Annotated in this window: 17 protein-coding genes; 14 read left to right on the plus strand and 3 right to left on the minus strand. The window is 54.7% G+C overall.

Annotation, left to right across the window (positions count from 1 at the left end):
• Window positions 1-9: 9 nt before the first annotated feature.
• Genes KF794_02780 through KF794_02790 form a run of 3 tightly spaced genes read right to left on the minus strand, consistent with a single transcriptional unit; the run spans window position 10 to window position 2,972 of the window.
• Window positions 10-1,404, minus strand: coding sequence for an NAD(P)(+) transhydrogenase (Re/Si-specific) subunit beta (locus KF794_02780; protein QYK45640.1), 1,395 nt, complete (start codon window positions 1,402-1,404; stop codon window positions 10-12).
• A gap of 7 nt (window positions 1,405-1,411) precedes the next feature.
• Entirely contained in the window at window positions 1,412-1,843 is a 432-nt protein-coding gene (locus tag KF794_02785) for an NAD(P) transhydrogenase subunit alpha (protein ID QYK45641.1), read from the minus strand.
• A gap of 4 nt (window positions 1,844-1,847) precedes the next feature.
• Entirely contained in the window at window positions 1,848-2,972 is a 1,125-nt protein-coding gene (locus KF794_02790) for a Re/Si-specific NAD(P)(+) transhydrogenase subunit alpha (GenBank protein ID QYK45642.1), read from the minus strand.
• A gap of 136 nt (window positions 2,973-3,108) precedes the next feature.
• Here KF794_02790 and KF794_02795 point away from each other — a divergent pair, with 136 nt between their 5' ends.
• From KF794_02795 to KF794_02860, 14 genes are all read left to right on the plus strand, one after another.
• The gene (locus tag KF794_02795) at window positions 3,109-4,212 is read left to right on the plus strand and encodes a DUF917 domain-containing protein (protein ID QYK45643.1); all 1,104 of its coding nucleotides are present in this window, start codon (window positions 3,109-3,111) and stop codon (window positions 4,210-4,212) included.
• Entirely contained in the window at window positions 4,209-5,243 is a 1,035-nt protein-coding gene (locus tag KF794_02800) for an LLM class flavin-dependent oxidoreductase (protein QYK45644.1), read from the plus strand. Before KF794_02795 ends, KF794_02800 begins: the two co-directional genes overlap by 4 nt.
• Window positions 5,244-5,247: 4 nt before the next feature.
• The gene (locus KF794_02805) at window positions 5,248-6,096 is read left to right on the plus strand and encodes a xanthine dehydrogenase family protein subunit M (protein QYK45645.1); all 849 of its coding nucleotides are present in this window, start codon (window positions 5,248-5,250) and stop codon (window positions 6,094-6,096) included.
• Window positions 6,097-6,104: 8 nt separating this feature from the next.
• Window positions 6,105-6,587 (plus strand): (2Fe-2S)-binding protein, encoded by a 483-nt coding sequence (locus KF794_02810; protein ID QYK45646.1) that lies wholly within the window; start codon window positions 6,105-6,107, stop codon window positions 6,585-6,587.
• Window positions 6,584-8,848 (plus strand): xanthine dehydrogenase family protein molybdopterin-binding subunit, encoded by a 2,265-nt coding sequence (locus KF794_02815; GenBank protein ID QYK45647.1) that lies wholly within the window; start codon window positions 6,584-6,586, stop codon window positions 8,846-8,848. Before KF794_02810 ends, KF794_02815 begins: the two co-directional genes overlap by 4 nt.
• Before the next feature lie 2 nt (window positions 8,849-8,850).
• Window positions 8,851-9,348, plus strand: a complete 498-nt coding sequence (locus KF794_02820; protein ID QYK46570.1) for a (2Fe-2S)-binding protein — start codon at window positions 8,851-8,853, stop codon at window positions 9,346-9,348.
• Window positions 9,345-12,719, plus strand: coding sequence for a molybdopterin-dependent oxidoreductase (locus KF794_02825; GenBank protein QYK45648.1), 3,375 nt, complete (start codon window positions 9,345-9,347; stop codon window positions 12,717-12,719). The genes KF794_02820 and KF794_02825 overlap by 4 nt, the downstream gene beginning before the upstream one ends.
• Before the next feature lie 154 nt (window positions 12,720-12,873).
• Window positions 12,874-13,965 (plus strand): ABC transporter substrate-binding protein, encoded by a 1,092-nt coding sequence (locus KF794_02830; protein ID QYK45649.1) that lies wholly within the window; start codon window positions 12,874-12,876, stop codon window positions 13,963-13,965.
• Between the two features lie 25 nt (window positions 13,966-13,990).
• Window positions 13,991-14,767 carry an ABC transporter ATP-binding protein gene (locus KF794_02835; protein ID QYK45650.1) on the plus strand — a complete coding sequence of 259 codons (777 nt, stop codon included), beginning with the start codon at window positions 13,991-13,993 and terminating at the stop codon, window positions 14,765-14,767.
• Between the two features lie 11 nt (window positions 14,768-14,778).
• Window positions 14,779-15,561 carry an ABC transporter permease gene (locus KF794_02840; protein ID QYK45651.1) on the plus strand — a complete coding sequence of 261 codons (783 nt, stop codon included), beginning with the start codon at window positions 14,779-14,781 and terminating at the stop codon, window positions 15,559-15,561.
• Window positions 15,562-15,570: 9 nt separating this feature from the next.
• A complete protein-coding gene (locus tag KF794_02845) occupies window positions 15,571-16,371 on the plus strand; it encodes an IclR family transcriptional regulator (protein ID QYK45652.1) in 801 nt (266 codons plus the stop codon).
• A gap of 46 nt (window positions 16,372-16,417) precedes the next feature.
• On the plus strand, window positions 16,418-17,050 hold the full coding sequence (locus tag KF794_02850; protein ID QYK45653.1) for a flavin reductase family protein: 633 nt from the start codon (window positions 16,418-16,420) through the stop codon (window positions 17,048-17,050).
• A gap of 179 nt (window positions 17,051-17,229) precedes the next feature.
• A complete protein-coding gene (locus tag KF794_02855; protein ID QYK45654.1) occupies window positions 17,230-18,417 on the plus strand; it encodes an aminopeptidase P family protein in 1,188 nt (395 codons plus the stop codon).
• The gene (locus KF794_02860) at window positions 18,417-19,679 is read left to right on the plus strand and encodes a pyridoxal-phosphate dependent enzyme (protein ID QYK45655.1); all 1,263 of its coding nucleotides are present in this window, start codon (window positions 18,417-18,419) and stop codon (window positions 19,677-19,679) included. Before KF794_02855 ends, KF794_02860 begins: the two co-directional genes overlap by 1 nt.
• The last annotated feature ends 18 nt before the right edge of the window (window positions 19,680-19,697 follow it).

Genomic DNA, 19,697 nt, shown 5'->3' on the forward strand with positions numbered 1-19,697 from the left:
AAATCGCAATCACAGCCCCTTGACGATGTTCTCGACCATCTTCTTCGCGTCGGCGAACAGCATCATGGTGTTGTCTTTGAAGAACAGCTCGTTCTCGACGCCCGCATAGCCGGAGCCCATGCCGCGCTTCACGAACAGAACCGTCTTCGCCTTTTCGACGTCGAGCACCGGCATGCCGAAGATCGGAGATTTCGGATCGGTCTTCGCGGAAGGATTGGTCACGTCGTTCGCGCCGATGACGAAGGCAACGTCCGCCTGACCGAAATCGGAGTTGATGTCTTCGAGTTCGAACACTTCGTCGTAAGGCACGTTGGCTTCGGCGAGCAGCACGTTCATGTGGCCCGGCATGCGCCCAGCGACCGGATGGATCGCGTATTTCACCTGCACGCCTTCTTCTTTCAGTTTATCCGCCATTTCGCGAAGCGCGTGCTGCGCCTGCGCGACCGCCATGCCGTAACCCGGCACGATGATGACCTTCTCGGCGTTCTTCATGATGAAGGCCGCGTCGTCGGCCGAGCCCTGCTTCACGGGCCGCGACTCGATCTGTCCCGCGGCCGCGGTCGTCTCGCCGCCGAAGCCGCCGAGAATGACCGAGATGAAAGAGCGGTTCATGCCCTTGCACATGATATACGACAGAATGGCGCCCGAAGAACCGACCAGCGCACCGGTGATGATGAGCGCCGCGTTGCCGAGCGTGAAGCCGATGCCTGCTGCCGCCCAACCCGAATACGAGTTCAGCATCGACACGACGACCGGCATGTCGGCGCCGCCGATCGGCACGATGATGAGCACACCGAGCACGAACGAGAGCAGCACGATCGCCCAGAACAGCGCGTGGCTTTCGGTGCGGATAAACAGGACCGTCGCGATCACGAGCGCCGCTGCGAGCGCGATGTTGATGATGTGCCGCGCGGGCAGAATGATCGGTGCGCCGCTCATGTTGCCGTTCAGTTTCGCAAACGCGATCACCGAGCCGGTGAACGTGATTGCGCCAATAGCGGCACCCAGCGCCATTTCGATCAGCGAGGCGGAAGCAATCGTGCCGATGGAGCCGATGCCGAAGGCGGACGGCGCATAGAGCGCGCCCGCTGCGACCAGCACGGCAGCCAGACCGACCAGCGAATGGAACGCCGCGACCAATTGCGGCATCTGCGTCATCGCAATCTTGCGCGCCATGTAGGCGCCGATGGCCGCGCCGATCGCGAGACCGCCGATCACGAGGCCCCAGCCGACTGCGTCGGCGGGCGGCGAGAACGCAAGCGTGGTCACGATTGCGATCGCCATGCCGATCATGCCGTAGCGGTTGCCCGCCTTCGACGTAGTCGGATGCGATAGTCCGCGCAGCGCCAGAATGAACAGAACGCCGGAGACGAGATAGAGGACGGCTACGATATCTGCGTTCATAGCAGCCTCACTTCTTTTTCTGCTGGTACATGGCAAGCATTCGCTGCGTCACCAGGAACGCGCCGAAGATATTCACCGACGCCATGATGAGCGCGAAGAAGCCGAGCACCCGCGCCCACCACGCACCCGCCGGATCGGCCGCCAGATTGACGCCGACCGCGAGCAGCGCGCCGACCACGATCACGGAAGAGATCGCGTTCGTCACCGACATCAGCGGCGTATGCAGCGCGGGCGTCACCGACCACACCACGTAGTAGCCGACGAAGCAGGCCAGCACGAAAATCGAAATCTGGAAAACGAACGGGCTTGCGGTCGCGGCGGAAGCGGTCGCCATCGCGTTCAGCGGCAGCACGCTCTCGTCATTCGCCATGTGCTCGAAAAAACCATCGGAGCAGGCAGTCAGCGCAAACGAAACCAGATCGGTCATGTTCTCGAGCATGCGCCTACCCCTTCGGCATGAAATTCGGATGGACGACCGCGCCGTCTTTGGTCAGCAGGGTCGCCTTGATGAGTTCGTCGTCCCAGTTCGGCGCAAACTTCTTTTCCTTGTCGAACATGGTTTCGACAAAGGCGTATAGGTTTTTCGCGTAGAGCGCCGACGAGGTCGCAGCTAAGCGGCCCGCGACGTTGAGGTGGCCGACGATCTTCACGCCGTTCACTTCCGCGATCTTGCCCGGTTCCGCGCCTTCGACGTTGCCGCCGCGCTCGACCGCGAGATCGACGATCACCGAACCCGGCTTCATCGACGCAACCATTTCTTTCGAAATCAGGCGCGGCGCGGGACGGCCCGGAATCAGCGCCGTCGTGATCACGATGTCCTGCTTCTTGATATGATCGGCAGTCAGCGCGGCCTGCTTGGCCTGATACTCTTTCGACATTTCCTTGGCGTAACCGCCGGCGGTCTGCGCGTTCTTGAATTCTTCGTCCTCGACCGCCAGGAACTTCGCGCCGAGCGATTCCACCTGTTCTTTGGTGGCGGGACGCACGTCGGTCGCCGTCACCACGCCGCCGAGACGGCGCGCGGTCGCAATCGCCTGTAGGCCGGCAACACCGACACCCATGATGAAGATTTTCGCCGCCGGCACGGTGCCGGCCGCCGTCATCATCATCGGCAATGCGCGGCCGAATTCGGCGGAGGCGTCCACCACCGCGCGATAGCCCGCGAGGTTCGCCTGCGACGAGAGCACGTCCATCACCTGCGCGCGGGTGATGCGCGGCATCAGCTCCATCGCGAATGCGCTCAGCTTCGCCGCCGCCAGATCTTTCAGCGCGGCCTCGTTGCCGTACGGATCCATGATCGAAATAACGAGTGCGCCAGGCTTGTATGCGCCCATCTCGCTTTTCGTCGGGCGGCGGACTTTCAGGACAACGTCGGCGTCCTTCGCGACCCCGCTGCCGATCTCGGCTCCCGCCGCCTGATAGTCGGCGTCGAGGATGCCGGCCTTTTGGCCCGCACCCTTATCGACGGCGACCTTGGCGCCGAGGTTGGTGAAGCGTTTTACGGTATCGGGCGTAGCCGCGACGCGCGGCTCGCCCTGTTCGGTTTCGGCCGGGATCGCGATCTTCATTTCAAAAAACACCAGTAATACAAGCCTGGAGAATTGACTCCCAAGCGACAGGAAAGCTATGTCTCACCAGTTGAGATAGCAACAGCAATTATTGAGACACATGCACTCTGTGAATAGGCTCTCTAATCCGACGGATTTGGCCGACTTTATTCGCGGCCTAACTCTACTTGGAACGGGCGGGGGTGGTCGTCCCGAAGCGGGGCACGCCGCTCTAGCTCCCTACATTATTCGCGGAGACGAACTCCGCTGGCGTTCACTCGACACAATTTCTGACGATGCATTTTTTTGTTCGCTATCAGGACTTGGTTCGATCGCACCGACTGCACCTCTGAGCCAAGCTGAGCTCGTTGCCGCTGGTTACCCAGAAGCGATGGATGACCGGCAGCCGATGCTTCTCGCATTAAGAGAGTTGGAGCGGCAGACAAACAAAAAGATTTCCGGCGTTTTTCCTATCGAGATTGGCGCCGGAAATACGACGACACCATTTGCAGCGGCGCTTGCTGCGGGTGTGGACATGATTGACTGCGATTGTGCTGGTGGCCGCGCGATTCCAGAAATGAGCCAGAGCACTGTCGCGTTGGCCGGAGTATCGGTTACCCCAGCGGTATTTGCGGACCCCTGGGGTACGCTTTTGACCGTATCGGGCTGCCATAGCTCCAAGCAGGCCGAACGGCTCGGAAAGGCTATCAGTTCCGTCACGAAGCTCGCTGACATGCGTGCGCAATGTGCTCGAGCGGCATTCATTGTTGACGGGCGTACGTTGAAACGTGTTGCGACCGGCGGCGGTCTTACTCGAGCGCTTCGCCTTGGTCGATTGATCGCGGCGTCGCGTTCGTCAGGAAAAGATCCCGCGGAAGCGGCGGCTCGTGAGCTTAACGGAGCTGTTGTTGCTCGAGGAAAGCTGATTGCCAAAGATTGGGAAAGCCGAGACGGCTATATGTTTGGCGAGCTGCGCATTGCTTCGAACAACGCTCCAGAAACACGCATTTTTTTGAAGAATGAGAATCACATCGTCTGGATTGGAGATGTGCCAAAATATACTGCGCCCGACTTGATATGCGTAGTGGATGAAAAAACAGGCGAGCCTTCCACAAATACAAACCTCGAAAGCGGAACGAATGTTGCGGTGATAGTCGCACCTGCTTTGGAGATTCATCGGACGCCACAGAGCATTAATGCTCTCGGTCCGCGCCATTACGGCTTCGATATCGAATACATTCCAATGGAGGCGGTACGATGACTCTCGGTATGCTGATGGCCGGCCATTCCGATCCGTTCGTACATGCAAAACAGGCCGCTTTCGCCGAAGAACTAGGGTTTACTGACGTCTGGATGGCCGACGAGCGTTTTTATCGCGAGGTCTACTCGTTGTTGACCGTGATCGCGATGCAAACAAAAAGCATCAATATCGGGCCCTGCGTAACAGATCCTTTTTCTCGTCATCCCGCACTTACTGCGATGGCAATTCATACTCTCGATGACATCTCAAGAGGTCGCGCGATTTTGGGAATGGGTGCAGGGGTGTCTGGCTTTGCAGAGATGGGCACTCCGAGGCCGAAGCCTGTGAGGGCCATCAGGGAGTCGATCGAGCTTTTTCGAGCGATTTCCAAGGGAAACGAAGTCTCATATGACGGCGAGATAATTAAGTTCGACGCCGGCAAGTTGGGTTTCAAGCCCACGCGAGAACAGCTTCCCGTATGGATTGCTGGAAATGGCCCGCAGGTTCAGCAACTGGGTGCAAAGATTGCCGACGCCGTCATTATGGAGGCGTGTGGCAATGCGCTTGAAGCGCAAGCCTTTTCAAACAGAGTCAAAGAGGCCGCAACCAGCGTGGGTCGAGCGTCCGGTGACGTCCGTTTGATAGCCCGGCTAAATATATCACTGAGTGACAATGTACCTGACGCGTACGACGCGTTGCGTTTGCGCGCCGCACGTACATTGGCGTCGGGCAGAACTCATTTTGATACTCTAGAGTCTCAAGGTTTAGGGATCCCCGCTGGGATAAGAGAGAAGGTCGCTCACGTTCACTACAAGGAAGGCGCTGCTCCTTACGAAGCAATTAAATCAGATATTTCGAACGACATGATCAAGGCGATTTCTTTGGTAGGCAGTCCAGCCGATATCAAGAGTCAGCTAGTGTCACTATTCAAGGCAGGAATAAACGGCGTTATCCTGTCTGCACTTCCAGCAAAAGGCTTGACTGCGGAACGAACGCTAGAACGCTTTGTCTTGGAAGCGTGGCGACCGGCGCTTCAGCAGATGATGAGCTGAGCCAATGAAATTTAATCTGCACGTAGCAAACTCCGTAGAGCACGCAATAGAGATCAGTTCTGGCCTGAAAGATGGTTGGAAATATGTGGCAGGAGGTACCGATCTTGTAATCCAGTTGCGCCGAGGCGTTCGAAAGAGCGAAGATTTGGTCGATATTTCCCGCCTTAGCTCGTTGCGCGAGATCGAAGTTAGTGATGACGCCATTAAAATTGGCGCCCTCTGTACTCACAAAGATATTGAAACCAATCGTACGATTGAAAGGGAGTTTTCCGCACTTCAGGCTGCAGCCAGAGTAGTAGGGGGTCACCAGATTAGAAACGTCGGCACAGTGGGTGGGAATCTGGCAAATGCATCTCCCGCTGCGGACGTCGCAATAGCACTTTTGTCCTTGGACGCGACTATTCAAGTCAGGGGGCCTGAGGGCAGTCGCAAAGTTCCGATAGACCAATTATTTGTAAAATCGGGCGAAACGACTTTGCGGGCTGGCGAACTGATTGAGAGCGTACAGTTCAAGAGATTTGATGGTCGCAATCGAAGTGTTTTTCTGAAAGTTGGACGACGAAAGGCAATGGAGATTTCCGTTGTATCGGTAGCCGTCAATCTGGAAATTGATAGCGGCGGAACTTGCAGTAGCGCGCGCATATCCCTCGGAGCTGTTGGTCCAAGACCACGACGCGCAAAGATCGCTGAGCGTCTTATTGAGAAAAAGAAGTTGGATACAGAGTTGATAAAGCTCGCCGCCGCGCAGGCTAAGTCCGAATGTAGTCCACGTTCGGATTCGCGCGCGTCCGCAGAATATCGAACGCGAGTTGTCGAAGGCCTAGTTGGCCGAGCCTTGTCCCAGTGCTTATAGCTTCGCAGATGGTTGGCAAAATGTTTGAACTGAGCATCATCGTTAACGGCGAGAAGTGGCAAGTCAAAGCGAGTGGGACTGAGACTTTGCTCGAAGTCTTGCGCAAGGATCTGGCGCTCACTGGCACTAAATCAAACTGTCTGGAGGGCGAGTGTGGTGTATGTGCCGTTCTGGTGAATGGTCGTACCGTAAATTCCTGCATCCTCCTCGCCGTCCAGTGTGAAGGTGCCGAAATAACAACGATCGAGGGAATGGCCACGGATGAAGGGTTACATGCACTTCAATCCGCTTTTCTGGATCACGGCGCGGTTCAATGCGGTTATTGTATCCCAGGCATGATCATGACCGCCGCGGGCTTTCTTAAAGAAAACCCATCGCCCACACCGGACGAAATTCGCGAAGGAATCTGCGGCACTCTTTGCCGCTGCACCGGATACAAGAAGATCGTCGAAGCAGTACATCATGCCTCGCAGAATATGGGTGTGAAATGAGCGCTCAACCCCAAGTGTTCGATGTTGTTGGCAAGCGTCTAAATCGTTTGGACGGTGCTGGAAAAGTTACGGGGGCAGCTGTTTACGCGTCCGATTTTGCTTTACCTGGAATGCTGTATGGCCGCGTTTTGCGAAGCCCACATGCTCATGCAAAGATTTTGAGGGTTGACACAACCGCCGCGCGATCCATGCCTGGCGTTCGGGCGATCGTTACGGGCAGCACTCAAAAATTGAATCGCTTTGGAAATTTCATCAAGGATTTTGAAGTTTTTGCGTCCGATCGCGTATATCACGTTGGGCAGGCAATTGCCGGCGTTGCAGCGGACAGCGAATACGCTGCTGAACAGGCTGTGAAGGCCATTGTTGTAGATTATGAAGAGTTACCGGCCGTATTTGATCCGGTTACCGCTCTTCGTAGCGACGCATCTCTCGTGCACCCAAACTGGAAAGAGCTGAAGGCTGCGCCAATCATTTCGCGCGATGCTAATCGCTGCGGCCGAACAGTGATCAAGGTAGGTGATGTCGAAGAGGGGTTTCGGAATAGCTATCGAGTTTATGAGCATGTTTTTAGAACAAGCCCGGTTCATGCCGGTTATACTGAGCCGCGTGTCGCGGTAGCGCAGTGGACGGACAGCGATAAGGCGACCGTATGGTGTAACGCGCAGCTGTTGTTCGATACGCAGAGTGCACTTGCGGAAATCTTTGGCATACCGCCCTCTCACATCCGAGTTGTCGTACCGGGTATCGGAGGAGGCTTTGGAGGAAAGCTCCGACTAGGAATGGAGCACTACGCAATGGTGTTAGCGCGCGCCGCGAAGCGTGCAGTGCGGGTAATGTCAACGAGCGAGGAAGAGCTAACAGCAGCGCTTTTTCGTCAGCCAGCGACAATAGAATTGAAAACCGGCGTCGATCGAGATGGCCATATAATCGCGAAGAAGGGGCGAGTCATTGTTGACTCAGGCGCTTGTTCTGGATCGGGACCGCTAGTTGCGTCTACCGCAACGATGATTCTGGCAGGACCTTACAAGTTGCCGAATGCTGAATTGGAAGGCATTGCGGTTTATACGAACAATCACCCGAACGGTTCAGTACGTGCGCCGTCAGGACCAATGCCTAACTTCGCTACAGAGTCTCAGATGGATATGATCGCCGACGACTTAGGCATCGATCCGCTCGAATTGAGAAAGCGAAACATTCTGCGCGAGGGCGATGTCGCCGTGAATGGTCAGAAGATGACCGCGGTAGGTCTTGAAGAATGTCTAGACAAAGCAGCGGCCTCGATCGACTGGAATTCCAGAAAGCCTGAGCAAAACCGCGGAAAGGGATTGGCGTGCGGCTGGTGGATGACGTCTCGCGGTTCTTCCGGAGCATATCTGAAGTTGATGCAGGACGGCACGCTGACGATGATGGTCGGCGTTGTTGAAATGGGTACTGGCGCTTTGACTGGTGCCGCGCAGGTTGTCGCGGAAGAACTAAAAATCCCAGTCACTGATATTAATGTCGTTAGTGCAGACTCTCTCACGACACCTTACGACTTTGGCTCGCAAGGTAGCCGCACAATGTTTGCGGTCGCCAATGCATCGCGTGAAGCTGCCCGCGAGCTTATTGCAAAAATGAGGGAGCGCGCTGCCAAATCGTTGGGCGCCGAAGCGCAGTCACTTCAGATGCGAGAAAAAGCATTTTGGAGCGGCGAGAAAAAACTCACGTTTGCGGAGTTGGCCACACAAGCCAATGCAGGTGGCGGCGGGCTCATTGCAGAAGCAACCTATATCGCGCCGGCGGTCGAGCATGATGCATCTAGAGTGCAGAACCATTTTTCGCCAAGTTGGCCGTCCCCCAGCTTCCACGTTCATGCAGTCGATGTTTCAATTGACCAAGTCTTGGGTGAAGTGACGATTAATCGATATGTCGTAGCTCAAGACGTCGGCTACGCGATCAATCCTACTTATCTAGAAGGACAACTGGAGGGTGGGGCAGTTCAAGGTGTGGGCCAAGCGCTTTTCGAAGAACTAATAATGGTGAAAGGCCATGTTCAGAACGGCAATCTAACGGACTACAAAATGCCGACGAGCATGGACGTTCCACCGATCGAAATTATCCTGGTAACTTACCCTTCTGTGACCGGACCTTACGGAGCGAAGGGAGTGGGCGAACCACCGTCGATTCAGCCGCCTGCAGCGGTCGCCAATGCCATCGCTGCGGCATCAGGAAAGCGCATCACCAATCTTCCGATCACCGCTGAGAAGATATTGATGGCATGACCATGCCGCCGCTTGATAAGAGTGTAACATCTATTTCAGGTAGCAAAATTAGCTTGTCGATTAATGGCGTCGATCGAGATCTGACGGTCGACATGCATGAGTCTCTTGCAGATGTTCTTAGAGACCATCTGCAATTGCGCGGCACGAAAATTGGTTGCAATAGCGGAGAATGTGGTGCCTGCACCGTGATCGTAGACGGTGCGTCAGTATGCTCTTGCGTTACATTGGCTTGTACGCTGCATGGGTCAAGCGTCACTACAATCGAAGGTCTCGCCAGAAGCGGAAAACCTCACGCTCTGCAACAAGCCTTCATCGAGCACGGTGGCTTTCAGTGCGGTTTCTGCACGAGTGGCATGATCATGTCTGCTTATGGGCTGCTATCGAAAAGAGAGCGGCCAACCGAAGAGGAAATCCGTACAGCTTTGCAAGGTAACGTCTGTCGTTGCACCGGGTATGTACAAATTCTACAAGCTGTGCGCGCGGCGGTCGCAGCTGAATGAAACAGCATTCTGAGGTAATTGGGCGTCGCATTCCGCAGATCGAGGGGCAGACGAAGGTCAACGGCGAAGCCGAGTACACTCACGACGTCACGCTGCCGGGAATGCTTTATTGCGCGATTCTGCGCAGCCCTCATGCGGCAGCCGATATCTTAGAAATCAATCTTAAGCCAGCAATGGCGGTCCCAGGCATTGTAGACGCGGTCGTATCGTCGGATTTCAGCGGCGAGCGCTATGTTAATTATGGCGCAGGCTATTCTGATCGCTATCCGCTGGCGACGGGTAAGGTGCGCTTTTACGGCGAGGAGGTCGCGGCCGTGGCCGCAGAGACTGCGCAATCCGCGTGGCTCGGCGTTCGCGCAATCTCAGTAAAATACCGAGAGCAAACGCCGGCTGTTACTACTGAGGCAGCGCTAGCATCCGGCGCGATTGAAATACATCCTCGCAAAGAGAAGTTGCCAGCCAATGTGGCGCAAGCGGTCGACGTAAAGCTTGGCGATGTTGATGCGGGCTTCGAAGAAGCAGCTCTTGTTGTTGAAGGTCATTACGAGCACGGTGTTGTTTGGCCCGTTTGCATGGAAACGAATGCGGCAGTCGCATCTTTCGACAAGACAAGCGGAAAACTGGAGGTATGGTGCGGAACACAAGCGCCTTTCTTCGTGCGCAAAGAGCTGGCGCGTGTTCTCAAATTAGAACTTGCGAACATTATAGTGCGACCCGTCGCGATTGGCGGTGGATTTGGAGGTAAGTCGCAATCGCCTGAGCAAATCGCGATCGCGGCACTACTTTCCAAACGAACAGGCAGGCCAATCAAAATAGCGCTTTCCCGCGACGAAGAGTACATCGCCGGGAAGAGCGACCATGCCAAATCAATGTCACTCCGAACGGCGGTCGATCGCAGCGGAAACATTCTAGCGCGAACAGTCGATGCGATTGTCGACAATGGCGCATACACCCATATGGGCCCCGTGTATGTTTCTGCACTGCGTCAGCGGATAGCGAATCTTTATCGTGTGGGCGCCGCGGGCGTACGCGCTAAACTCGTATACACAAACAAGCTTCCTGGCGGTTCCTACCGCGGGATGGGCGCTCCCGGCATCATTTGGGCGATTGAAAGCCAAATCGATGAACTGGCCGAGCAACTAAATATCGATCCAGTCGCCTATCGTATTCAAATCGCAAATCAGCCCGGTGATATTACTCCGCTTGGATGGAAGATCACGAGTTGCGGCCTCAGCGACTGTTTGCGTAAGGCATCAGAACGCATTGGTTGGACGGAGAAAAGAGGAAAGCTTCCACCGTTTCGGGGCATCGGTATTGCTTCGATGATTCATCCAAGCGGCAGCGTGCTTTACGCCGAAGGCAATTTCTCGAACCTTGCCGTCGAGCTTGATGGCGAAGGGCATCTCACGATTTTTACCCAAACTGCCGATGCCGGCACTTGGCAGAACACGATTCTAGCGCAGCTCGTTGCTGAAACACTTGGCATCTCCACAGATAACATGTCGGTCGTTCATATGGATACCGAACATGCCCCAGACGATCTCGGCAGTGCTGCATCCCGCGTCACTTTCGTAACAGGTAATGCTGCGATTGCAGCCGGGAAGGAGCTCATATCCAAAATACGTACGAGATTATCGCAGGAGTGGAACGTCGAAACTGAAAAAATTGAGTATCGAGTGGGCGCTTTCGTCCATCCTGACGATGCACGACGTGAATTGACGCTGTCACAGGCTGCCCAAAGGTTTGGATCACTCCGAGTAGAGGGCCATTACTCGATTGGGCTGGAACGACCCGATCCCGTAACGGGCTACGGAAATTACGCTGCTTCGTATGCGTTCGGTGCGCAGGCGGTGGAAGTCGAAGTCGACCCAGGCACCGGCCATGTGACCATTTTGAATATTGCATCGGCGCAGGACGTAGGACGCGTTCTAAATCCGACCGCGCTCGAAGGTCAGACATATGGCGGCATAATGCAGGGCGTGGGCATGGCCCTCAGTGAAGATGTGGTCTTTGAGAACGGCCGGCCCGTAAACCGCTCGCTTATCAATTATCGTGTCCCGCGGATCGCGGATACTCCGAATATCTTCATCGATTTCATCGAAACAAACGAAGCCCTTGGGCCATTCGGTGCAAAGGCCGCTGGCGAGCCAACAATTAATGCAACAGTCGCAGCAGTCGCGAACGCAGTTGCCGATGCGGTTGGTGTGCGATTCTACAAGTTGCCGATAACGCCAGAACGAGTGCTTGCGGCGATCGAAGCTAAGAAGAAGCGCGAACTTGCTCTGAAGCCCTATTTGAGACCTTTTAACGCAGAAGTCGCCGCGGTACGCAAAATCTATCCGGTAATGTTTCCGGTGATGAAGAAGGCTGGAAAACATCTAGCAAAGGTACGGCCACAAGTTCGTAAGTTTGAAACGTCAGTAGTCGACACGATTGAAGAGGCGATTTTAGAAGCTTCGTCCGATAATAGCCGCTTTCTAGGCGGTGGTACGGACCTGTTACCGGGAATACGGCAGGGTGTGTACGGGCCGGAAAAGCTTATTTCGTACAGCAATATTCCCGGGGTGAAAGAAATTTCTGAGGACGAGCACTTCGTAAGTGTTGGCGCTGCAGTAACGCTCGATCAGCTTGTAAATGACAAGCTAATTGGAAAAAAGTTTCCGGGACTTGCAAGCGGCACATCGCTCATAGCAACTCAACAAATACGTAATCGTGCGACAGTCGCTGGCGATCTTTGTCAGGAGAAGCGTTGCTGGTTCTTTCGATCGGCAACTCCTTGCTACCGCTTTTCCGGTCCGGCATGTCCTTGCTACGCCGTGCTCGGTGATAGCAGACATCATTCTATTCTTGGGGCGGGGCGATGTGCTGCGCCGTGCGTGGCCGATCTTGCACCGATGCTGTCGTGTCTTGGTGCTGAAGCGGTAACCGCTGGACCTGAAATGGCAAGAAGGATCCCGGTTGAGCAGCTGTATGTTTGGGCCGGAGAAACTGTCCTCGAGCCAGGAGAGCTGATCACGCGTATCGATATTCCGCAACCAAGTGAGAACTCCTCGTTCCACTATGAGAAGTATGCACGTTGGCGCGGCGATTTTGCTGAGGCATCCGCCGCGGTTCGGCTGATCGGGACGAAGGCGCGACTAATAGATGCAGCCATCCTGATGGGCGGTGTTGCGCCGATGCCGGCGCGAGCGGTTCACAGCGAGGAAGTTTTGCGCGGCGTATCATTGACACCGGAGGCAATTGAGTCAGCCGCGTCAGCATCCGTTTTTGGAGCGCTGCCCATGAAAGACAATCGATACAAAGCCGCGCTCACCGTAAGCATCGTATCGCGCGCGATCACTGTCGCGGCGGAGCGTTTGCCACCTGCTTAGTGGGAGGCGTTTTCATTGTGCGACGCGGCAAAAAATTCAGCCACCGACTGCTTTGAAAATAGCCTGAATCTACCACGGGAAACTTGACACGGGCTTGACATGTATCAATAGTTGAGACGCAAAAGGAATTATTTGAGACACCGGAGGGGATGTCATGCGTTCGAGAGTTCTGAAGGCGTTCGGTCGGGCCGTTACGATATCGGCCTTTGCACTTGCTGCGGTGTTTTCGGCGCCGATAGCATCGGCAAAAGATAAGTTCGTTTTTGCTTGGCCTTCGGCGATTAACTCCGGCGTCGCGAATTTCACGTTTGCTAAGGCCCTTGGCTTCTTCGAGGACGAAGGACTCGATGTCGAGCTGATTGTTCTAGCGGGTTCCGGCGTCATCATTCCGCAGCTTCTCCAAGGCTCGATTCACACTGCCTACGCCTCACTGGAACCGATTCCGATTTCGCGCCAAGAAGGTAAGCCGAACTTCCCGATCCGTTTCGCTTACAATTATCTGCCGCGTTCGATTTGGGAGTTAGCCGTACTCGACGAAAGCAGGATCAAAACTTTCGCTGATCTGAACGGCTCGACCATTGGTTTTGTTGCGCTCACCTCGGGTAATATCGCGATGACGCAGGCGATGGCACAAAACCAAGGCGTCGACTGGAAAACAGTACAGAAAATCGGTGTTGGTTCAGGAGTACCCGCGTTTGAGGCTCTCCGTCGCAAGCAAATCGACGCGCTCAATCTCTGGGATACGATGCATGTTGCGATCGAGCTGGGCGGCACAAAGATTCGCCGGATCGAGTTTCCGAAAGAGTATCAGGGCCTGCCGAGCCACGGCTTTCCTTACACCGACGAGATGATCAAGAAGCGCCCGGACCTCGTCATCAAATTCGGACGGGCTATGTCTCGAGGCGCAATCGCTTGCCAAGCAAATCTAGAAGGCTGCATTCGTTCATTCTGGAAAGAATACCCGACGATGCGCCCGACTACAGGCACAGACGAAGAAAACATTAAACGCGAGATGGCAATCCTCAAGCCACGCCTTGAAAATCTGCTTTACGGGCGGGATGAAAAGAATATCGGTGCTTTCACCGACAAGGAGTTTCAACTGATCGTCGAAGCGTTGAAGCTCGGCGGTCTAATTGAGCAGAACGCGAATATTCCGCTCAACACGCTCTACACCAACGAATTTGTAGCTGAATACAATCGCTTTAGCCGCGACGACGTGGTGAAGAAGGCGAAGGCATACAAGTAAGCAGCCTAAAATCCATCGGCAATCTATGGCAAACGTTCCAACACTTGGTATCAACGGAATCTCGGTCGTCTATCAGACCACGCAGGGCCCACTTCTGGCCCTGCGTGATCTCGACCTCAACGTCGAGAAGGGACAATTCGTTGCTGTGATCGGCTCGTCAGGTTGCGGCAAGTCCACTTTGCTTCGGGTTGTGAGCGGATTAATGCCGGTGTCAGTGGGAACCGCAAAACTGTCGGGGTCTCCTATAGCTGGCCCTAGATCCGATGTTGGAATCGTTTTTCAGCAGCCGACGCTCTTGCCGTGGAAAACTATAATCGAGAACGTGCTAATTCCTATTCGTGCACTCGGGCTGCCGACAGCAGATTACCGTGCAAAAGCGCAAGAATTACTTGACCTAGTAGGCCTCGGTAAGTTTTCCAATCATCTTCCGCGCGAGCTTTCTGGTGGAATGCAACAGCGAGCAGGGATTGCGCGCGGTCTCATTCATGACCCGGCCGTTCTTTTGATGGATGAACCGTTTGCCGCTCTCGACGCATTAACGCGGGAGCGCATGACGATGGAACTGCAATCTATTTGGCTCAACACACGAAAGACTGTTGTCTTTATTACTCATTCGATTCCCGAAGCAGTATTCCTAGCAGATAAGATCGTCGTATTATCCGGCCGGCCGGGAACAAAGATCTTGGAAGTTCCGGTTGATATTGAAAGGCCGCGTACACTTGACACGTTGGCCAGTCCCGAGTTCGGCAAAATCGCAAATCAGTTGCGACAGATGCTCGGCGCCAGCTCTGCAATGCATTGATGGTGAGCGGAATGGCGAAGCTTAAATCCTACTCTATATCCGTCATCTCTATAATCTGCTTTTTCTTTATTTGGCATTTCGGCGTTAAGTGGTCCGGCGTTCCCAACTATCTTCTGCCGGGTCCGATCGAGGTCGCAAAATCGGCGTGGGTGCTCTACTCCAGCGGCCTGATTTTTCCTCATATCGGCATAACGGTATTGCAGATGCTTCTAGGGTACTTCCTGGGATGTATCATTGCATTTCTCTTGGGCGCGTTAGTCGCAGAGTTCGTACTCGCTGAACGGATTGTATTTCCGTATGTCGTCGGTTTTCAGTCGATGCCAAAAGTGGCGCTGGCACCATTACTCTTAGTTTGGTTTGGCTTTGGCATGACTTTTAAGGTCGTGCTGGTAGCACTCATTTGTTTCTTCCCAATGTTCATCAACACCATGACGGGGCTACGTTCGGCCAATCCAGATTTGGTTGACCTGTATCGCGCTTTCTCCGCGCCTCGTTGGCTGATTTTCTGGGATGTCAAACTGCCGAGCGCTGCAAACTCGATCTTCGCCGGGCTGCAGATAAGCATTGTACTTGGGCTGATCGGAACGGTTGTAGGCGAATTTCTAGCCGCCCGTCAGGGCCTGGGACATCTAATTCAGTCATCTTCGATGAATTTTGATGTTGGTGCAATGTTCACGTCCGTTTTCACGCTTTCTCTAATTGGCGTCTCAGCGAATTTTGTTGTCCGCTCCATTTATCGAAAAGTTGTCTACTGGGAAAAGCCAGCTTTTACCGCAACTGTCTCGGGCCACTAAAGGCTAGTCATGTCTATCAATCAGTCTCTATGGCATGGTCTGAAGATACTCAGAACGATCGCAGAGCATGGCCCGGAGCTCGGAGTGCGCGAGGTCGCGCGCTTGCTGTCATTGGACAAAAGCAAGGCCTCGCGTCTCTTGTTGACGCTCGCCGAAGATGGATTTCTAGAGCAGAATCCGGCTACGCGCCGCTATCGCGTCGGAGCAACAACATTTGAGATTGGTCAGAAATACACACGCGCTAATCCACTTTACAGCGCATGCCACGACGATCTGCATGAATTGGCGGAAAAGGAAAATCTAAACGTTTATCTTGGCGTCCGATCGAATATCGTAATGCTTTATCTCTACGCTATTCAGGGGGCGCAGCCTTATGTGTTTCGTATCAACACCGGCGTTACAGGTCAGCTACACACTACTGCTGCAGGAAAGGTGTTGCTTGCGGCGATGAGTGACGATGAACTGCAGGTCCTGCTGCCAAAACTCTCACTCAATCGCCTTACGCCGTACAGTATTGTAAACACACGAGCTTTGATCGCCGATATTCGTGCCACGAGAACTCGCGGCTATTCGGTATCCGATGAGGAAAACCTCGTCGATATTTTTGCGGTCGGATGTCCAATCCGTGACGCATCGGGTTCGGTCGTCGCCGCCGTGAGCTCTGCCATATACAAGCAGGGCCAAGACAAAGCGTTCTTCAAGCACATGCAGGAAGTAACCGAGCGCTGCGCTGCCATCATCTCCGCAAAGCAGGGTGCTTTGCCCGGGCCAGCATTCGGTGACTTCGGTCGAAAGATACCGGCTGCCTGAATTGCTAACCTGGCACTGGTGTCCTGCAAAACAAGGAAAATAACAAATGAAAATTGATCCGGCACCGTTGCAGCCCCAGGAAATATATCGACTACTCACTGGTATTGTAGTGCCGCGTCCAATTGCTTGGGTAACGACGCACTCGGCTGAAGGCATTGTCAATTTGGCGCCATTCAGTTGCTTTACCTTTGTGTCTTCGAGTCCTCCGATGCTCGGCATCAACGTCGGGTTACGCGACGGTAGTCAGAAAGACACTGGTCGAAATATTCTTGAGCAGAAAAGTTTCGTTGTGAATATCGGCGACGAGACAATGATCGAGCAAATTCACCTTAGTGCTGTCGCGCATCCACACAACGTTAGCGAAACTACCTTGCTCGGTTTGAAGACGGTGCCCAGTGACCACATTCCCGTCCCGCGCCTCGCTGACACGCCAGTAAGTATGGAATGCGTCCTTAGACACGACATCGCTTTTGGTAGATCAGGTTCGAAGTTTCTTGTAGGCGAAGTGCTGGCCTTTCACATCCGTGACGGCCTGTGTAAGAACAACAAGATCGATACGCGTGCCTTGCGGCCTGCATGCCGTATCGGCGGACCTAATTACGCGGGTCTTGGTGAGATTGTTTCGATGGCCAAGGTTGCAAGCGTTGCAACGGGACCGAGCGATTACGTTGAGAAGTAAGCGCCCATCTGACGACTTTTAGCGATTGAAACTGCTGAATATTGAGATATCCGAGCGCCACCGCACTTCTTGACGGTGAAGCGAGCCGCTGCCTATAAATAATAAATCTAGAACACTGTTCCTAAAAAAGGAACACTAAGGTTCTATTCGATGGATTTTCATTATAGGGAACGCCGTAAATGCTAATGAACGCCGACCGGCTCCTTGCTGGCATGAAGCATGGCGGTCTCGATGCTTTGGTCGCGACAACGCCGGAGAATGTCACTTACACGAGCGGCTTCTGGGCGATGAGTCAGTGGATTCGCCGTGGACCGCAGGCTTATGTTCTGACGCCGGCAGCTAATCTCGATGACGCAGTGGCCATCACGAGTACGGGTCTCGTCGATCTCGCGGCTGATCCTGAAGTCTGGGTCAAAGATGTGCGCAGGTTTGGAAAGTTCATCGTCAATGCCACACCAGGGGTGACGCTTGCGGGTCACGACAAGCGCATCCAGGAAATCCTCGATCAAGAAGATGACGGCGATGCCGTTGGTTCTCTCGCAAGGGCCATCAAGGACCGCGGGCTCCAGTCCGCAACGATCGGGATCGACGAAATCGGCATACTTCCGGAGTACTGGGACAAGCTTGCTGAACTACTTCCAAACGCGAAGCTAGTGAGAGCGTCAAGCGTGTTTCGCTACGCGCGTGCCATCAAGACGAAGGAAGAGATCAGCCGCCTCCGTAAATCAGCTCAGATCGCCGACATGTCGATCACCGCGGCGCTCGACATCGCCCGCGAGGGCAAAACCGAAATGGATCTTGCACGCGCGTTTCACTGCAAGACGATCGAGGAAGGTGGCCTGCCGGTGCTCGGTTGCATCGGCGTGGGCGATCGCGGTGCAATGACAAATGTGCAGCCGAACGACACGAAGATAAAGCGCGGTGCCATTATCCGCTTCGACGTCGGCGGACGGTATCGCCACTACCGCGCGGACATAGCGCGCAACGGCATCATCGGTGAACCGGACCAGAAGACCATCCGCTATCACAATGCGATCTGCGTCGGCATGTACAAGGCAATCGATATGATCAAGCCCGGTGTGAAAGTCGCAGATGTATTTGAGGCGGCGGTCGGAGCGGTGCAGCGCGAAGGCATCCCGCATTATCAACGCAGCCACATCGGCCATGGTATCGGCCTTGACGGTTACGACGCGCCGAATATTGCGCCTTCCAATTCCGAGAGCTTTGAGGAAGGTATGGTGATCTGCGTAGAAACTCCCTACTACGAAATGGGTTTCGCGGGTTTGCAGGTGGAAGATACGCTCGTCGTAACGCGCGATGGCGTCGACTCGTTCATGCTGACGAATGCGAAGCTGCGAGTAATCTGATGGGCCATGCTGTCGGGCTGCAATGCGTCCGCTGCGCAACAGAATACGCTTTCGATCACTACGATCGAGACTGCCCAAAGTGCCGTCCTAAGGTTCGCAGTAACCTCGTAGTCTCGTATGACAATTCGTTGAGGGTGAAGCGGGAGAAACCTGCAGCCAACGCGCCGCGAACGCTCTGGCGTTATGGCGACGTGCTTCCTGTTTCCCCGAGCGAGGCTGTTAGTCTCGGTGAGGGTTACAGTCCTCTTCACAGGCTCGAAACGATCGCTTCCGCGCTAGGCATGAAGAATGTCTATGGAAAGGACGAGAGCAGAAATCCTACTTGGTCCTTCAAAGATCGCCTTGCTTGTCTTGCGGTATCTTCGGCAAAGAAACTCAGCGCGAAAGTGATCGTATCGAGTTCGTCCGGAAATGCAGGAGCTGCCGCGGCGGCTTACGCCGCGAAGGCAAAAATTCCCTGTGTAGTATTCACGTTCAAGGGAACGAGCGGTCCTATGTTGCATCAAATGCGCGCTTATGGCGCGCAGGTGATTGCGGTCGAAAACAAGAAAGACCGTTGGACTCTCATGGAGCACGCAGTGCGGAATTTCGGATGGTTTCCGACGTCGCCCTTCTTCGGTCCGGTTGCTGGCAGCAATCCGCTCGGCATCGACGGCTACAAGACACTTGCTTATGAAATTGCGGAGCAACTGGATTGGCGCGTTCCCGACTGGTGTGTGCTCCCGGTCTGCTACGGCGATGCCCTCGTAGGTATGTGGCGAGGTTTCGAAGACATGATGGCCTTCGGATGGACCGACCGGATGCCGCGCTTCGCCGCGGCTGAAATTTACGGTTCGCTCGAGCGTGCGATGGCCGAGAATGCTGACGCTCCGAACGACATGCCGAAAACGCACGACACCGTCGCCGTTTCCATCGGTGCGACGCAGGCAACGCATCAGGCGCTCTATATCCTCCGCCGTTCGAGGGGAGTCGCGATGACTGTTACGAACGACGAAATGATGCGTTGGCAAAGCCGACTCGCAGGCGAGGAAGGGCTTTATGTCGAGCCGTCCTCAGCAGCGACCCTCGTTGCGGTCGAGAGGCTCAAAGAGCGTGGGGCGATCACTGCGAAAGAAACGGTGGTCACGCTGCTGACCGCCAGCGGTTTGAAGGATACCGCGACGACGGCGAAGTATCAGGACGAGTTGATCACCGTGCCTGGAGACTTCGACGAAGCCATACGCAATCTCGTCAAGCGCAACATCTTTCCGTCGGCGAGGTAGCGGTTTGCTTATCAGCGC

Source organism: Xanthobacteraceae bacterium, assembly GCA_019454205.1.
Lineage (GTDB): Bacteria > Pseudomonadota > Alphaproteobacteria > Rhizobiales > Xanthobacteraceae.

Coding starts and splice junctions, on each gene's coding strand:
- KF794_02840 (QYK45651.1), top strand. CDS start 14,779: ATGGCGAAGCTTAAATCCTACTCTATATCCGTCATCTCTATAATCTGC.
- KF794_02820 (QYK46570.1), top strand. CDS start 8,851: ATGCCGCCGCTTGATAAGAGTGTAACATCTATTTCAGGTAGCAAAATT.
- KF794_02800 (QYK45644.1), top strand. CDS start 4,209: ATGACTCTCGGTATGCTGATGGCCGGCCATTCCGATCCGTTCGTACAT.
- KF794_02835 (QYK45650.1), top strand. CDS start 13,991: ATGGCAAACGTTCCAACACTTGGTATCAACGGAATCTCGGTCGTCTAT.
- KF794_02805 (QYK45645.1), top strand. CDS start 5,248: ATGAAATTTAATCTGCACGTAGCAAACTCCGTAGAGCACGCAATAGAG.
- KF794_02810 (QYK45646.1), top strand. CDS start 6,105: ATGGTTGGCAAAATGTTTGAACTGAGCATCATCGTTAACGGCGAGAAG.
- KF794_02860 (QYK45655.1), top strand. CDS start 18,417: ATGGGCCATGCTGTCGGGCTGCAATGCGTCCGCTGCGCAACAGAATAC.
- KF794_02825 (QYK45648.1), top strand. CDS start 9,345: ATGAAACAGCATTCTGAGGTAATTGGGCGTCGCATTCCGCAGATCGAG.
- KF794_02845 (QYK45652.1), top strand. CDS start 15,571: ATGTCTATCAATCAGTCTCTATGGCATGGTCTGAAGATACTCAGAACG.
- KF794_02790 (QYK45642.1), bottom strand. CDS start 2,972: ATGAAGATCGCGATCCCGGCCGAAACCGAACAGGGCGAGCCGCGCGTC.
- KF794_02785 (QYK45641.1), bottom strand. CDS start 1,843: ATGCTCGAGAACATGACCGATCTGGTTTCGTTTGCGCTGACTGCCTGC.
- KF794_02780 (QYK45640.1), bottom strand. CDS start 1,404: ATGAACGCAGATATCGTAGCCGTCCTCTATCTCGTCTCCGGCGTTCTG.
- KF794_02850 (QYK45653.1), top strand. CDS start 16,418: ATGAAAATTGATCCGGCACCGTTGCAGCCCCAGGAAATATATCGACTA.
- KF794_02855 (QYK45654.1), top strand. CDS start 17,230: ATGCTAATGAACGCCGACCGGCTCCTTGCTGGCATGAAGCATGGCGGT.
- KF794_02815 (QYK45647.1), top strand. CDS start 6,584: ATGAGCGCTCAACCCCAAGTGTTCGATGTTGTTGGCAAGCGTCTAAAT.
- KF794_02830 (QYK45649.1), top strand. CDS start 12,874: ATGCGTTCGAGAGTTCTGAAGGCGTTCGGTCGGGCCGTTACGATATCG.